The following is a 14245-nucleotide window of genomic DNA, read 5'->3' as shown; positions in this document are numbered from 1 at the left end:
TTACATCTCCTGCCGCTTGTTCTCGGGATCGAAGAACGGGATCGGCACCACCCGCCCCTGGATGATCCGGCCGCCGTCGACCTTGATGTCGAAGCTCTTGCCGGGCTCGGCCTGGTCGGGCGCCACATAGGCGAGCCCCACCACCTTGCCCAGCGAGGGCGAGATCACGGCCGAGGTCACGCGTCCCAGGATCTCCGGCCCCCGCACCACCAGATGGCATTCCTCCGGCACCGGTGCATTGGGATCGTCGAGCGTGAAGCCCACCAGCTTGCGGGTGAGGCCCGCGCGGTTCTGGATGTCGATCGACCGTCCGCCCATGAAATAAGGTTTGTTCTTCGAGATCGCCCAGGCCATGTCGGCTTCGTAGGGATGCGTCAGCCCGTCCGTGTCCTGGCCGATGATGATATGGCCTTTCTCCAGGCGCAACACGCGCTGCGCCTCGACGCCGAAGGGGCGGATGCCGAAGGGGCGCCCCGCCTCCATGAGCCGGTCCCACAGGGCCTCGCCCATCGAGGCCGGCACGTGGATCTCGTAGCCCAGCTCGCCGACGAATCCCACCCGCATCAGCCGGGCCGGGATGCCGGCGACGCTGCCCATCCGCACCCCCATATAGGGGAAGGCCGCCGCCGAGAGATCGACATCCGGGCAGAGCGTCTGCAGCACCTCGCGGGACTTGGGTCCCGCCAGATTGACGCCGGCATAGGCGGCGGTGACGTTCGCCACATCGACATCGAGGCGCCACTGCGCGTTCCAGAACAGCATCAGGCGATAGACGCCGTCGACGCCGCTGGTGGTGGCCGTGACGTAGAAATGCTCCTCGCCGAAGCGGCAGGCGACGCCGTCATCGATGATGGCGCCCGACTGGTCGGTCATGAGCACATAACGCGAGCGGCCGACCGGCTGCTTGGCATAGGCGAAGGTGTAGAGGCGGTTCAGGAACTCGGCCGCATCGGGACCGCGCACATCGAGCCCGCCCAGCGTCGAGACGTCGATCAGCCCGACATTGTTGCGGACATTGCGGACCTCCTCGCGGATCGCCTGCTCGCGCTCCTCCTTCTTGCCATAGAAGGCCGGGCGGTACCAGAGGCCCGCCGGCATCATACGGGCGCCCAGCTCCAGGTGGCGCTGGTGCATCGCGGTGTGGCGCTCGGGCTCGAACACGCGGCCCGCCAGCACGCCGAACTTCTCCGGCCGGTAGGGCGGGCGCTGCGTCGTCACCGACATGGTGGCGATGTCACGGCCCGTCACCTTGGCGTCGACGCGCACGGTCGCGACCGCCGAATGGCGGCCCTGCGACGGCCCCATGCCGACGGTGCTGTAGCGCTTCAGGAGCTCGACATGGTCGTAGCCGTCGGCGATGCCGTTGACGAGATCCTTGAACTGGAGGTCCTCGTCGAAATCGACGAAATCCTTGCCCTTCCTGCTCGGGAAGATCGGCCAGGGATGGGTGACGCCGACGGCGCCGCGCTCGCCGGGTGCCGCGGGCTCGGCGCCCGCTGCGCCGCCGGCATCCTTGGCGGCAGCCCAGCCGGCGCGCCTTCCTTCGGCGATGACGGCGTCGATCGCATAGCTGCCATTGACCGATCCCGCGGCGAAGACATGGGCCGGCAGGGCGCTCGGCGCGAACATGTGGCTCGCCCGGTCATAGGCGAACCGGGCGCCGACATGATGGAGAAGCTGGCCCGTGGGGCTGTAGCCGACCGACATGCAGAGCAGGTCGCAAGGGATCGTCGCCAGCGCCGGCGAGAGCTCGCCCTCGCCCGTCACCTCGCCGACGAGGGCGCCCGTGATATGGCGCTTGCCGACGCCATAAAGGGTCTCGGCCACGCCCTGGCCCTGCAGGACCGTGACGCCGCGCGCGCGGACGGCCTGGGCCAAGTCGGAAGCGTCGGTCGCCGGCCTGAGATCGACCACGGCGGCGACCTCGACGTCGGCATCGCCCAGATCGAGCGCCACGCCATAGCCGTCCGCATTGGCGGTCAGCACCACCGCGCGGCGGCCGGGCCTGACGCCGTAGAGCTTGATCAGCCGCTGCGCGGCCGAGCCCTGCATGACGCCGGGCAGGTCGTTGTTGCGGAACACGGCCGGCTGGTCGAGCGAGCCGGTCGCGACCACGACCGCCCTGGCGCGCAGCTTGAAGAGCCGGTTGCCCCGGATCACGGCCAGCCAGTTGTCGGAGAAGAAGCCGTTGCAGGTGGCGTCGGACAGCACGCGGATGTTCTGCGCGGCCGCGACTTCGGCCGCGAGCTCGCGGGCCAATCGCGCGCCCTGCTCGCCCGCCGCATCGAGCCGGGCATAGCCGAGCGAGCCGCCGAGGCGCGGATTCTCCTCGATCAGGATCACCTCGAGGCCGCTCCTGGCCGCCTCGCAGGCGGCCGCCATGCCGGCCGGGCCGCCGCCGATCACGGCCACGTCGGCGAAGAGATATTCCTTGTCGTAATAGTCGTGATGGGCATGGACATCGACCTTGCCGAGGCCCGCGATCTCGCGGATCACCTTCTCCCAATGCGGCCAGGTCCATTTCGGCTTGTAGAAAGCCTTGTAGTAGAAGCCCACGGGGAGGAAGCGGCCGATCTTCTCCATGAAGGAGAGCCGGTCCTGCTCCAGGCTGCCCTTGTAGTTCTGGCCCATCACCGCCAGACCCGGCGTGATGGCGCGCATGTCGGCCAGCACATTGGGCTCGGGCCCGATCTGGACCAGCGTGTTCGCGTCCTGGCCCGCCATCGTCAGGATGCCGCGCGGCCGGTGATATTTGAACGAGCGCGAGATCAGCCATTCGTCGTTGGCCGCCAGCGCGCTCGCGATCGTGTCGCCGACGAAGCCCTGGAAGGCGCGGCCTTCGAAGGTGAAATCGACCGGCTGGCCCCGGTCGATCAGCGAGCCGGCCGGCGCCGGCAGACGGTTGACGCCGTCGCTCATTTCTTTTCCTCGTTGGCCTTCGGCGCCGCCGTGAACTCGACGCGGGACTTGAAAACCTCGCCCGCGGGATAGGTGCGCAGGATCTCGTCCGTCACCGTGTTGCGCTCGGCGATGAACCAGAAGGAGGTCGGGACATGGCACCACCATTCGCGCACCACGCCGGCCGTGTTGTTCTCGATATGCACATACTCGGCCCATTCGCGGTCGCTGACGCGCGCAGGATCCGGCATCGGCTTGACCTCGCCGCCCCAGATGAACTCCGAGATGTTGCGCGGGCCGTTGAGCGGGCAGTTCATGATCTTCATGGCGCGTTCCCCGCTCAGTGGCCGACCGAGGCCGCGCCCTTCTCGCCCACCTGCTTCATCTCCTCGAAGCGAGACAGGCGGAAAGGCTCGATCAGCTCGTGCGGCTTGTTGTTGGCGACGGTGTAGGACATGGTGAGGCCGCAGACCGGCGTCGCCTTGAAGCCCCAGGTGCCCCAGCCGGAATCGATGTAGTAGTTCTCGAGCGGCGTCAGCCCCATGACCGGGCTGAAATCGGGCGTCATGTCGGCCATGCCGGCCCATTGCCGGTTGAGCTTCATCTCGCCCAGGAACGGCAGCAGCTCGAGCATGTGGCCGAGCAGGCCTTCCTTGAAATCGAGCGTCGAGCGCGTCGAGTAGACGCCATAGGGATCGGTCGATCCGCCCATCACGAGCTCGCCGCGCGAGGATTGCGAGATATAGACGTGGAGCGAGCCCGACACGATGATCTGGTCGAGGAAGGGCTTCACCGGCAGCGAGACGCAGGCCTGCAGCGGGATGGTGCGGATCGGCAGCCGGAAGCCCGCCATCTTGGCCACCAGCGAGCTCGAGCCGGCGGTCGCCTGCAGCACCTTGTTCGCATAGACCGTGCCGCGGTTGGTGACCACGCCCTTGACCTTGCCGCCCTCCTGCAGGATTTCGGTCACCTCGGTGAGCTGGTGGATCTCGACGCCGCGCCGGGCAGCCCCTCGTCCATAGCCCCAGGCGACCGCGTCATGGCGCGCGATCGAACCCGGCGGGTGATAGAGCGCGCCCAGGATCGGATAGCGCACATCCTCCGACATGTTGAGCACGGGACAGATCCGGTGGATCTCCTCCGGCCCGATCAGCTCGGAATTGACGCCCAGATGCTTGTTGACCTCGGCGCGCCAGCGGCTGGTGCGGATCGCGGCGTCGGTATGGGCCAGCGTGAAATGGCCGCGCTCGGAATAGAGGATGTTGTAGTCGAGATCCTGGCTCAGCTCCTGATAGAGCTTGACCGAGGTGTCGTAGAACTTCACACCCTCGGGCGTCAGATAGTTCGAGCGGATGATCGCGGTGTTGCGCGCGGTGTTGCCGCCGGCGAGATAGCCCTTCTCCAGGATCGCCACATCGGTGATCCCGTAGTCGCGCGACAGGTAATAGGCGGTGGCGAGCGCATGGCCGCCGCCGCCGATGATCACCACGTCGTAGCTGGGCTTCAGGTCCCGGGCGAGCGGGAAATGGCGCTCGGCCGGATAGGTCTTGCGCAGGCCGTATTTCAGCAGCCCGAAGGGCATCGGGAACCCCGTCTTTGAGAGGCAGGAACGCGGATCGAATCCGGCCGGCAGGCTAGCCGCCGGTTTCCTGGCGGACAAGAAACATCACTCCGAAGATCGGCGGAAAGCCGGCGAAATCTGCCGCAAATCCGACCGGGTCGACCGGAGGGCTGGTATGCGAGCAACGCCGGCCGGCGCTTGCGCGGGCGCCGGGATCGTCCCAGACTCCCGCCGGCAGACAGGAACAGGGATCGACCATGAAGGCCGGCGACCGGCGCAAGAACATCGTCCTGATGGAACCGACCGCGCAGGCCCTGCGCGACGAGTTCATCGGCTGGCAATGCCGCCTGCGCCAGCTCTCGGTGCGCGAGGGGCTGGGCCGGCCCTCGAGCGGCATGCGGCCGCGCGTGAGCACGCTCGACGGCGCCGAGCTGGCGCCGGCCGTCACTCTCCTCCTGATGCGCGAGGATCCGGCGGAAAGCACCCAGGAGTTCCGCTTCCAGGTGCAGAAGACGCAAGACCCCGTGGAGCGCTACGACAAGGCGCTCGAGATCCTGTCGGCCTGGTACTACCAGCGGCCGCGCGACTTCACCGACGTCATGACCGGCCTGTTCGGCCCCGGCTCGGCGCTGGTCGACCGGCTGCTGCTGCAGGGGCGCTGCGAGCTCGAATTCGTCGAATATGCCCGCGGCTACCGGATCCCCTGCTCGGTGCTCGAGCTGGCCGAGACCGACGCCCATTACCAGGCCACCTACTGGCACAACCGCCTCTTCAACGCCAACATGCCGGCCGGGGTGCGCGTGCTCTCCTTTACGCCGGACTGGACCCATTCCGCCGATTTCGACGTCGACCCGGACGGGGAGTGATGCGCTCCGCAGAAACGGCACTCCGCCGCCCCTCTCACACAGACGCTGGCCCGGTTCATTCCACGTCATCCCCGCGCCCAGGTCCGGCCGCAGGCCGGCCCAAGCGTAAACTCGAGCGGGAATCCATCCCGATCCAGGACACCAGGCATTGACGTGGATCCCCGCTTTCGCGGGGATAACGATGAGAGGCAGGGGCTGGAGGTGGGCCGATAAAAGCAAGGGCCGGACCCTGGTGAGTCCGGCCCTTTCTCATGGCTCGTTTCCTCGAGAATCCGCTCAGAACTTCCGGTAGGCCTTGTTGAGGTCGACCATCGGGTGCTTGCGGGACATCTGGAACTTGATCAGCAGCTCGCGCGCGATCATGTCGCGATCCTGCTGGTTGTCGGGGAGCTTCATGCCGGCCGGGATCGTGACCCAGCCATTGACGTTGCGGTCGAACACCGCGGCCCGGCCCTCCTCGTAGCCCATATGGACGTCCTCGAGCCAGTTGAGGTCGTCCCAGCCCATCACCTCCATGTATCTCTTGAGGAAGGGCGTGAGCCGCGAGTAGTCCGGCACGAGATTGACGTCGTAGCGATAGCCGATGTGCTGGCCGATCTCCTTCTCGCGGCTGGAATCGAGCCCCTTCCCCTTGAGGTATTTGTCGACGTCCTCCTTCTTGGGGCTTGCGGCCTTCGCGCCCTTCACGACCTTCATCACCGGCTTCTTCGTTGCCTTTGCCATAGCGAGGCTCTCCTCAGTACCGGGTCATGTCGGGCCGGCCGACCGTGTGCTGCGAGCCGGCCAGCGGCACCATGGCGAGCGCCGAGGCTTCCATGGTCAGGGCCGCCAGGTCTTCCGGCTCGAGGCTGTGCACGTTGGTCTTGCCGCAGGCGCGCGCCATCATCTGGCACTCGATGGCGAGGCAGTGCAGGAAGTTGTAGACGCGCTCGGCCGCCTCGTCGGGGTCGAGGCGCTTGCGCAAGGCCGGGTCCTGCGTCGCCACGCCGACCGGGCAGCGGCCGGTATGGCAGTGGTAGCAATAACCCGCCTCGACGCCGATCTCCTTCTCGAAATCGGCTTCGGGGATGTCCTTGTTGCAGTTGAGTGCCATCAGCGCCGAATGGCCGATCGCAACGGCGTCGGCGCCGAGCGCCAGCGCCTTGGCCACGTCGCCGCCATTGCGGATGCCGCCGGCATAGACCAGGCTGATCTCGCCGGTCTTGCCCACATCGTCCAGCGCCTTGCGGGCCTGGCGGATCGCGGCGATGCCAGGCACGCCGGTTTCTTCGGTCGCGATATGCGGACCGGCGCCGGTGCCGCCTTCCATGCCGTCGATATAGATCGAATCCGGGCCGGTCTTGGCCGCCATGCGGACGTCGTCATAGACGCGCGCCGCACCCAGCTTGAGCTGGATCGGGATCTCGCCGTTGGTGGCCTCGCGGATCTCCTGGATCTTGAGCGCCAGATCGTCGGGCCCCAGCCAGTCGGGATGGCGCGCCGGCGAGCGCTGGTCGATGCCGGCCGGCAGCGAGCGCATCTCCGCCACCTGGTCCGTCACCTTCTGGCCCATCAGATGGCCGCCGAGGCCGACCTTGCAGCCCTGGCCGATGAAGAACTCGCAGGCGTCGGCGAGGCGCAAGTGATGCGGGTTGAAGCCGTAGCGCGACTGGATGTTCTGATAGAACCACTTCGAGGAATAGCGGCGCTCGTCGGGGATCATGCCGCCTTCGCCCGAGCAGGTCGCGGTGCCGGCCATGGTGGCGCCGCGGGCGAGCGCGATCTTGGCCTCGAAGGAAAGCGCGCCGAAGCTCATGCCCGTGATGTAGATCGGGATGTCGAGCACCAGCGGCCGCTTGGCCTTGGGCCCGATGACCGTCTGGGTCAGGCACTTCTCGCGGTAGCCTTCGATGACGAAGCGGGTCAGCGTGCCCGGCAGGAAGGTCAGGTCGTCCCAGGTCGGGATCTTCTTGAAGAGCGAGAAGCCGCGCATGCGATAGCGGCCGAGCTCGGACTTGATGTGGATATCGTCGATGACCGTGGGCGGGAAGATGAAGCTCCGTCCCAGGAGGCTCTTGTTGCGCGACGACGGCTTCTTGGCCGGGGCCGCAGCGGGTGCTTTCTTGCGTTCTCTCGCCATGGGCGAATTCCTTCTCGTGCGTTCCGTCGCGGGGCCTAGAGGATGAGCTTCTTCTCGGTGGGCTCCAGATTGTCGTAGTTCCAGAGCTGCTTGCCGGCCACGATCTTCTGCATGTTCTTGACGCCCTTGGGCGTCTCGAGCCCGTACATCTTGAGCTTGCGCGTGAGCCAGCTGACGTCGAGATCGTTCATCTCGCCCGGCACGGCATCCACGCCCAGCCCCTCGATCTTGCCGCCCACATAGATGGTCCCGTCATACATGGAATCGCCGAGGTTCTTGCCGGCGTCGCCGAGGATGACCATGCGGCCGCGCTGCATCATGAAGCCGCAGAAGGCGCCGCAGCGCCCGCCCACGATGATGGTGCCGCCCTTCATGTCGATACCCATGCGCGCGCCGACATCGCCCATGCAGACGAGGTCGCCGCCGCGCAAGGCCGCCCCGAAGGTCGAGCCCGCATTCTTCTCGATGATGATGGTGCCGGCCAGCATGTTCTCCGCGCAGGACCAGCCGACGCGGCCCTTGATGCGGATGTTTGGCCCGTCGATCAGGCCGCAGCCGAAATAGCCCAGGCTGCCCTCGATATGGAGGTTCAGCTTGTTGAGGATGCCGACCGCGATCGAATGCTTGGCGCCGGGGTTCTTCAGCACGATGGTGCCGTAGCCCTTGCTCATCAGGTCGCGGATCTTGAGGTTGACGTCGCGCGGCGAAAGCGGCCCGCAATCGAGCTCGGCCCGCTTGTTGAAATCGACGTCGAAGGCCTCCGGATAGGTGAAGTTCTCCTCTTCGGACGGCGTGAAGAAGCGTTGCTGGGTGCGCCCGGAGAGCTGCTCCGTGTGCATCCCCATGTCGTGGGCTTTGGTTCTGAGGGCCATTTATGCGCTCTTCCAGACGCGCACCTCGCCCTCATAGGGGTCGAAGGTGTCGATTTCGTGGGGGAACACGCTGCGGATCGCGACCTCTTCGGAGGCCAGCGCGATGAACTTGTCGCTTTCGTAGAGCACCATCGGCTTGGCCGCCATCACGTCCTTGGCCATGCCGAGCGCGTCCGAGGTCGCGACCAGGTAGGTGAAGACGCCGTCGAGCTCGTCGATGGAGTCCGTCATCGCGTCCTTGAGATCCGCGCCCTGCTGCATCTTGTCGGCGAGATAGACGGCGATCAGCTCGGAATCGCAGTTCGACATGAAGCGGTGGCCGCGCCGCTCGAGCGCGCGCCGTCCGTTCCAGTAGTTCGTGAGCTGGCCGTTATGGACGACCGAGACGTCGGCGAAGGGATAGGCCCAGTAGGGATGGGCCGACCGGATGTCGACGTCGGATTCGGTCGCCATGCGGGTGTGGCCCAGCGCGTGGGTCCCGGTGAAGCCCTTGAGGGCATATTGCTCGGCGACGCGCGCGGCGTCGCCGAGATCCTTCACCAGCTCCAGCCCGTGGCCCATGGAGAGGATCTCCGCCCCCTCCACGTCCTCGATATAGTCCGCGAGCTTCCGCCGGTCGCCGGCAAAGTCGATCTTGTAGCGGAAGGCGTATTCGGTGGCGTCGTGCGCTTCCTCGATCCGTCCGCCCAGCTCCTTGATGCGCCGGTCGACCTCGTTCCGGCGCTCCTTGACCTGCTCGTGGATCTTGAAGCCCTTCGACATCTCGTCCTGCTCGGCCACCTTGAAGCGCAACATCAGCTCGTTGCCCTTCAGCGGCTTGCCATAGAGGGCGTAGCCCGTCGAATCCGGCCCGCGGTGCTTCAGCGACTGCAACATCGCCGTCATCTCGGTGCCGATATCGCCGGTCTTGCCGCCTCTATGGATCAGTCCAGCAATTCCGCACATCTCGCTCTCTCTTTCTCCTGTGCCGCTTCCGGCGTTCCTCGGGGATCCATCGAGGAGGCTTACGGCAGATAGTCCCAGTATTGCTGCAGGTCCCAGTTGGTGACGGTGGACATGAACTTCTCCCACTCGTCGCGCTTGTAGTGGGTGAAGACCTTGTACATCTCGTCGGGCATCGCCTTCTTGATGACCTCGTCCTTCTCCAGCTCGTCGAGCGCCGTGCCCAGCGACATCGGCAGCTTCTTGACCTTCTTGCCGGCCGCCATCGCCGCATAGATGTTGCGCTCCTCGGGCTCGCCCGGATCGAGCTTCGAGACGATGCCGTCGTCGAAGGCCATCAGGATGCCGGCGGCCATGAGGTACGGGTTCACGGTCGAATCCACCGAGCGGTATTCGAAGCGGCCCGGTGCGGAGATGCGCAGCGCGCAGGTACGGTTCTGGTAGCCCCAGTCGGCATAGACCGGCGCCCAGAAGCCCGTGTCCCACAGGCGGCGGTAGGAATTGACCGTGGAGGAGCCGATCGAGGTCAGCGCCCCCACATGCTTGATGATGCCGCCGATGCAGTTGAGCCCGATCGGGCCCGGCTTCGCCTCGCCCTTGAGCGGCATGAAGGTGTTCTCGCCGCCCTTGAGATAGGTGTAGTTGTCCTCGAGGCCCGGCAGGTTGTCGTTGCCGAGCTTGTTGAGCTTCCCTTCGCCGCCGCGCCAGAGCGAGATGTTGTGGTGGCAGCCCGAGGCCGAGACGCCCATGAAGGGCTTCGACATGAAGCAGGCGATCAGGTTGAACTCGCGGGCGACCTGCGCGCAGATCTGGCGGTAGGTCGTCAGGCGGTCGGCGGTGCGCAGGCAGTCGTCGAACATGAAGTTGAGCTCGAGCTGTCCCGGCGCGTCCTCATGGTCGCCCTGGATCATGTCGAGGCCCATGGCGCGGCAATACTCGATCACGCGCATGAAGACCGGACGCAGGCTCTCGAACTGGTCGATGTGATAGCAGTTGGGCTTGGAGAAGCCGCCATCCGGCAGACCGTCGGCGCCCTTCTTCAGCCACATCATCTCCGGCTCGCAGCCGTGACGCATGTGGAGGCCCTTGTGCTTCTTCTTGAACTCCTCGTGGATGATGCGGAGATTGCCGCGGCAGTCCGAGGTCAGGTGGCCGCCCGGATTGACCTTCTCCTCGCGATTGCGGAAGCAGGTGCAGAAGACGCGCGCGACGCGCTTGTCCCAGGGCAGCTGCACGAAGGTCTCGGGATCGGGGATGCCGACCAGCTCCGAGGCCTCGGGGCCATAGCCGATATAGTTCTTGTGGCGATCGACGAAGAGATTGGCGGTCGAGCCATAGACCAGCTGGAAGCCGCGCTCGGCGACGCTCTCCCAGTGATCCGCCGGGACGCCCTTGCCGACGATGCGGCCGGTCACCGACACGAACTGATAGTAGATGTACTGGATGCCAAGCTCGTTGATCTTGGCGCGTACCTGCTTGACGAGCTCCTTGCGCCCTTTCTGCGAAACATGGGCTTCCAAGTCGGTCATGGCTGCGTTGTCTCCCCTACGGTCGTTTATCGTTGTCCAGGTCTCCAGGACGGAGCCGGGCGCCAGTTTCCTCGACCGCCCCGCCGCGCCCAAGCGTGAAAAAGACTGAACCGGTTGCGCTTTCGGGCCGCCTTTTGCCGGTCGGCCCGGACAATCCCGCCCAATCAAACCAATTCGATACCGCTCACCTGCCTTGCCGGACGGTCGAAACCGAGATGCCATGAGTCGCCGCCGCAGGACGCGCCCTGTGCTCCCATCGCGACACAGGCCGCTCCACGCCGGTGCCGGCGCGGCGACGAGATCCTGTCGGTCGTGGTTGACGAAGCGGGCATGATGTCGAGAAACGTCGGCTGCGCTTGAGACCGTTGCGCCGATCCGGCCGGCATCCGGCGGCAGCGGGCGTCCGGAAACGAAAGCCGGTCCGCACCGCGCCTCGCCGGACTTGATCGGAAGGCCCAGTTAGTGAAACATAAGCGCAGCCGGTTTCAAACCACTTTTTCCAAAGGCACAGAAATGGCCCGCATTGGTGGTCGGCCACTGAAGGAGCGCAACGACGCGCCGCCGTTCCTGCTGCCCCGCAACGAACCGCGCGCCATTGCCGACCCGATGCGCGGCTCGGCCTGGATCATGCAGCAACTCCGCCAGGCCATCACCGAGGGCAGCCTGCGCCATGGCGAGAAGCTGCCGGCGGAGCGCCAACTCGCGGAGATCTTCGGCGCCTCGCGCACGACGGTGCGCAGCGCGCTCAACCAGCTCGAAACCGACCGGCTGGTCACGCGCCGCGTCGGCAGCGGCACCTTCGTCAACTACCAGCCGCGCTCGCCGCAGGACGACGTGGCCGAGCTCACCAGCCCGCTCGAGCTGATCGATGTGCGCCTCGCGGTCGAGCCGCATATGGTGCGCCTGGCCGTGCTGAATTCGACGGCGCGCGAGCTCGACCGCCTCACCGAGGCGCTGGGCGAGATGGAGCGCGCGAGCGTCGATTCCGAAAGCTTCACACAGCTCGACGAGCAGTTCCATCTCTGCATCGCCGAATGCAGCCGCAACCCGCTGATGGTCTCGCTCTACCGCCAGATCAACGACGTCCGCACCCACGCGCAATGGAACGCGATGAAGGACAAGGTGCTGACCGCCGAGCGGATCGCCGAATATAACCGCCAGCACCGCACGCTGGTGGAGGCGATCCAGGCCCGCGACGTCGAGAGCGCGGTCGCGATCGTGACCAACCATCTCCACTATGCGCGCCGCCAGCTCCTGGGAGCCGGCGCCAACGCCGCCAGCGACGGCTAGAAAACAGGCAGCCAGCCCGGCGCGGACGGGGCAGAATCCGTCGCCCGCCCTATTGTCGCGGGCAAGCCCTTGGCCATAGAGTCTGGGTCGCGCCGGAGGGCGCCTCGCGCCTTCCTCCAATCCCTTGATTGCCCGGAGCGATCCTCATGACCCGCGCTTCCCGCCTGAGCCTCGCCTTCACCCTGGCCGCCGCCGCTCTCCTGGGCGCGCCGGTCGCCGAAGCCCATCTGATCGGCGAGCATGGCGCGGGCTTCGAGGCCGGCATCCTGCATCCGCTCTCGGGGCTGGATCACCTGCTCGCCATGATCGCGGTCGGCATCTGGGCAGCCCAGCTCGGCGGCCGCGCGATCTGGGCCGTGCCCTGCGCCTTCGTGGGCTTCATGGTGGTCGGCGGCGTCCTGGCCGTGACGGGCGTCTCGATGCCGCTGGTCGAGCCCGGGATCCTGGGCTCGGTCCTGCTGTTCGGCCTCCTGATCGCGACCGCCGCGCGCGTGCCCACCGTCGTCGGCATGGCGATCGTCGGGCTCTTCGCCCTCTTCCACGGCCATGCCCACGGCACCGAGCTGCCGGAAGCCGCGAACCCGGCCGCCTATGCGCTGGGCTTCGTGCTGGCCACCTCGTTCCTCCATGCGGTCGGTCTCGGGCTCGCCCTCCTGGTCGGGCGCCTGGCGCCCAAGCCGGTCCTGCGCGTCATCGGCGGCGGCATCGCGGCCGCCGGCGTGGCGATGGTGGCCGCGCTCTGAGCGGCCGCCTCGCCATGAGCGGGCGGCGGCGGTGTCGCTGACGACGCCCGCCCGCGGCGGCCGGCCGGTTCTCGATCCGGCCCGCCTCGCCTTCCTCACCGCCCAAGAGGAACAGCGCTTCCTGGCCGACCGGCCGCGTTCGCGGGCGCTCCTCGAGCGTGCCCGCGCGCATATGCCGGGCGGCGTGCCGATGGGCTGGATGACGGCGATGCACGGCCATGCGCCGATCTTCGCCGCGGAAGGCGACGGCGCCTGGTTCACCGACATCGACGGCCACCGCTATCTCGACATGAACCAGGCCGACCTGTCGATGAATGTCGGCTTCGGCCCGCCGGCGGTGGTGGCCGCCGTGGCCGATCGCATGCGCCGCGGCAGCCAGTTCATGCTGCCGACCGAGGATGCGGTCTGGTGCGCGGAGGCGCTGGCCGAGCGCTGGGACCTGCCCTACTGGCAGTTCACGCTGTCGGCCTCCGGCGCCAATGCCGAGATCATCCGCCTGGCCCGCCATGCCTCGGGCCGCGACAAGATCCTGATGTTCGACGGCAAGTATCACGGCCATATCGAGGACAGCCTCGTGATCATGGCCGACGGCAAGGTCAAGCCCGAGCTGCACGGGCTCACCCCCGACCACGCCGCCCATGCGCGCATGGTGCCGTTCAACGACCTCAATGCGGTCGAGCGCGCGCTCAAGCCCCGCGACGTGGCGCTCTGCATCGTCGAGCCGGCGCTCACCAATGTCGGCGTGGTGCTGCCGGATGAAGGCTTCCATGCGGGCCTGCGCGAGCTCACCGGCCATTACGGCACCTTCCTGGCGCTGGACGAGACCCACACCCAGATCGCCAGCCCCGGCGGGCTGAAGCAGCTGTGGCAGCTCGAGGCCGATGCGGTCGGCCTGGGCAAGACCATCGGTGGCGGCGTGCCGATCGGCGCCTATGGCCTGAGCGAGGTGCTGGCGCAGCCGTTGAAGACGCCGCCTTCGATGCCGGGCGCGCCGATGGAATCGGTCGGCGGCGTCGCCACCGGCGGGACGCTCTATGGCAACGCCCTTTCCCTGGCGGCCTGCCGCGCGGCGCTGTCGCAGGTGCTGACGCCCCAGGGCTTCGCCCGGACCGCGGCGCTGGGGACACAGCTGGCCGACGGGCTTGCGGGGCTGTTCGCGGCGGCGAGCCTCGATTGGCAGGTGCATCGCCTGACCAGCCGGTCGGGCTTCACCTTCGCGGATCACCTGCCCCGCAATGCGGCCGAGGCGCGGGCCCTGGCGCAGCCGGCGCTTTATCGCCTGCTGCGCCTGTGGATGGCCAATCGCGAGGTGTGGGAGTCGGTCGCGACCGCCGGCCCCACGGTCTCCTTCGCCATGGCCGAAGCGGAGGTCGCGTTCTATCTTGAACGGATGCGCGACTTCCTCGCCGACATCCTCTAGGCGGC

12 protein-coding genes are annotated in these 14245 nt (G+C 67.0%); 4 read left to right on the top strand and 8 right to left on the bottom strand.

Annotated features, from left to right (window positions below):
- Genes FRZ61_RS08550 through FRZ61_RS08540 form a run of 3 tightly spaced genes read right to left on the bottom strand, consistent with a single transcriptional unit; the run spans window position 1 to window position 4480 of the window.
- Window positions 1–2919 carry a 2Fe-2S iron-sulfur cluster-binding protein gene (locus FRZ61_RS08550; RefSeq protein WP_151116597.1) on the bottom strand — a complete coding sequence of 973 codons (2919 nt, stop codon included), beginning with the start codon at window positions 2917–2919 and terminating at the stop codon, window positions 1–3.
- The gene (locus FRZ61_RS08545) at window positions 2916–3224 is read right to left on the bottom strand and encodes a sarcosine oxidase subunit delta (RefSeq protein ID WP_151116595.1); all 309 of its coding nucleotides are present in this window, start codon (window positions 3222–3224) and stop codon (window positions 2916–2918) included. The genes FRZ61_RS08550 and FRZ61_RS08545 overlap by 4 nt, the downstream gene beginning before the upstream one ends.
- A 14-nt stretch (window positions 3225–3238) precedes the next feature.
- Window positions 3239–4480, bottom strand: a complete 1242-nt coding sequence (locus FRZ61_RS08540; RefSeq protein ID WP_151116593.1) for an FAD-dependent oxidoreductase — start codon at window positions 4478–4480, stop codon at window positions 3239–3241.
- A 236-nt stretch (window positions 4481–4716) separates the two neighbouring features.
- Here FRZ61_RS08540 and FRZ61_RS08535 point away from each other — a divergent pair, with 236 nt between their 5' ends.
- The gene (locus FRZ61_RS08535; protein WP_151116591.1) at window positions 4717–5325 is read left to right on the top strand and encodes a hypothetical protein; all 609 of its coding nucleotides are present in this window, start codon (window positions 4717–4719) and stop codon (window positions 5323–5325) included.
- Between the two features lie 276 nt (window positions 5326–5601).
- Here FRZ61_RS08535 and FRZ61_RS08530 read toward each other — a convergent pair whose 3' ends face one another.
- Genes FRZ61_RS08530 through FRZ61_RS08510 form a run of 5 tightly spaced genes read right to left on the bottom strand, consistent with a single transcriptional unit; the run spans window position 5602 to window position 10787 of the window.
- Complete coding sequence (locus FRZ61_RS08530) at window positions 5602–6048, bottom strand: hypothetical protein (RefSeq protein ID WP_225309181.1); 447 nt, start codon at window positions 6046–6048, stop codon at window positions 5602–5604.
- Between the two features lie 13 nt (window positions 6049–6061).
- Window positions 6062–7444 carry an FMN-binding glutamate synthase family protein gene (locus FRZ61_RS08525; RefSeq protein WP_191909360.1) on the bottom strand — a complete coding sequence of 461 codons (1383 nt, stop codon included), beginning with the start codon at window positions 7442–7444 and terminating at the stop codon, window positions 6062–6064.
- Window positions 7445–7479: 35 nt separating this feature from the next.
- Window positions 7480–8316: a GltB/FmdC/FwdC-like GXGXG domain-containing protein gene (locus tag FRZ61_RS08520; RefSeq protein ID WP_151116589.1), complete on the bottom strand. Its 837-nt coding sequence runs from the start codon at window positions 8314–8316 to the stop codon at window positions 7480–7482.
- Entirely contained in the window at window positions 8317–9261 is a 945-nt protein-coding gene (locus FRZ61_RS08515; protein ID WP_151116587.1) for a class II glutamine amidotransferase domain-containing protein, read from the bottom strand.
- 59 nt (window positions 9262–9320) lie between these two features.
- Window positions 9321–10787, bottom strand: a complete 1467-nt coding sequence (locus FRZ61_RS08510) for a glutamine synthetase family protein (protein ID WP_151116585.1) — start codon at window positions 10785–10787, stop codon at window positions 9321–9323.
- A 513-nt stretch (window positions 10788–11300) separates the two neighbouring features.
- Between FRZ61_RS08510 and FRZ61_RS08505 the strand changes: the two genes are divergently transcribed.
- From FRZ61_RS08505 to FRZ61_RS08495, 3 genes are all read left to right on the top strand, one after another.
- Entirely contained in the window at window positions 11301–12077 is a 777-nt protein-coding gene (locus tag FRZ61_RS08505; protein ID WP_151116583.1) for a FadR/GntR family transcriptional regulator, read from the top strand.
- Between the two features lie 146 nt (window positions 12078–12223).
- Window positions 12224–12820 (top strand): HupE/UreJ family protein, encoded by a 597-nt coding sequence (locus tag FRZ61_RS08500; protein WP_151116581.1) that lies wholly within the window; start codon window positions 12224–12226, stop codon window positions 12818–12820.
- Window positions 12821–12851: 31 nt separating this feature from the next.
- Window positions 12852–14240: a transaminase gene (locus FRZ61_RS08495; protein WP_151116579.1), complete on the top strand. Its 1389-nt coding sequence runs from the start codon at window positions 12852–12854 to the stop codon at window positions 14238–14240.
- The last annotated feature ends 5 nt before the right edge of the window (window positions 14241–14245 follow it).

The sequence above is a fragment of the Hypericibacter adhaerens genome (genome assembly GCF_008728835.1).
Classification (GTDB): domain Bacteria; phylum Pseudomonadota; class Alphaproteobacteria; order Dongiales; family Dongiaceae; genus Hypericibacter; species Hypericibacter adhaerens.
The sequence above is the reverse complement of the archived record's forward strand: the minus strand, read 5'-3'. Positions and strand labels throughout refer to the sequence as shown.

Coding starts and splice junctions, on each gene's coding strand:
- FRZ61_RS08550 (WP_151116597.1), bottom strand. CDS start 2,919: ATGAGCGACGGCGTCAACCGTCTGCCGGCGCCGGCCGGCTCGCTGATC.
- FRZ61_RS08545 (WP_151116595.1), bottom strand. CDS start 3,224: ATGAAGATCATGAACTGCCCGCTCAACGGCCCGCGCAACATCTCGGAG.
- FRZ61_RS08540 (WP_151116593.1), bottom strand. CDS start 4,480: ATGCCCTTCGGGCTGCTGAAATACGGCCTGCGCAAGACCTATCCGGCC.
- FRZ61_RS08535 (WP_151116591.1), top strand. CDS start 4,717: ATGAAGGCCGGCGACCGGCGCAAGAACATCGTCCTGATGGAACCGACC.
- FRZ61_RS08530 (WP_225309181.1), bottom strand. CDS start 6,048: ATGGCAAAGGCAACGAAGAAGCCGGTGATGAAGGTCGTGAAGGGCGCG.
- FRZ61_RS08525 (WP_191909360.1), bottom strand. CDS start 7,444: ATGGCGAGAGAACGCAAGAAAGCACCCGCTGCGGCCCCGGCCAAGAAG.
- FRZ61_RS08520 (WP_151116589.1), bottom strand. CDS start 8,316: ATGGCCCTCAGAACCAAAGCCCACGACATGGGGATGCACACGGAGCAG.
- FRZ61_RS08515 (WP_151116587.1), bottom strand. CDS start 9,261: ATGTGCGGAATTGCTGGACTGATCCATAGAGGCGGCAAGACCGGCGAT.
- FRZ61_RS08510 (WP_151116585.1), bottom strand. CDS start 10,787: ATGACCGACTTGGAAGCCCATGTTTCGCAGAAAGGGCGCAAGGAGCTC.
- FRZ61_RS08505 (WP_151116583.1), top strand. CDS start 11,301: ATGGCCCGCATTGGTGGTCGGCCACTGAAGGAGCGCAACGACGCGCCG.
- FRZ61_RS08500 (WP_151116581.1), top strand. CDS start 12,224: ATGACCCGCGCTTCCCGCCTGAGCCTCGCCTTCACCCTGGCCGCCGCC.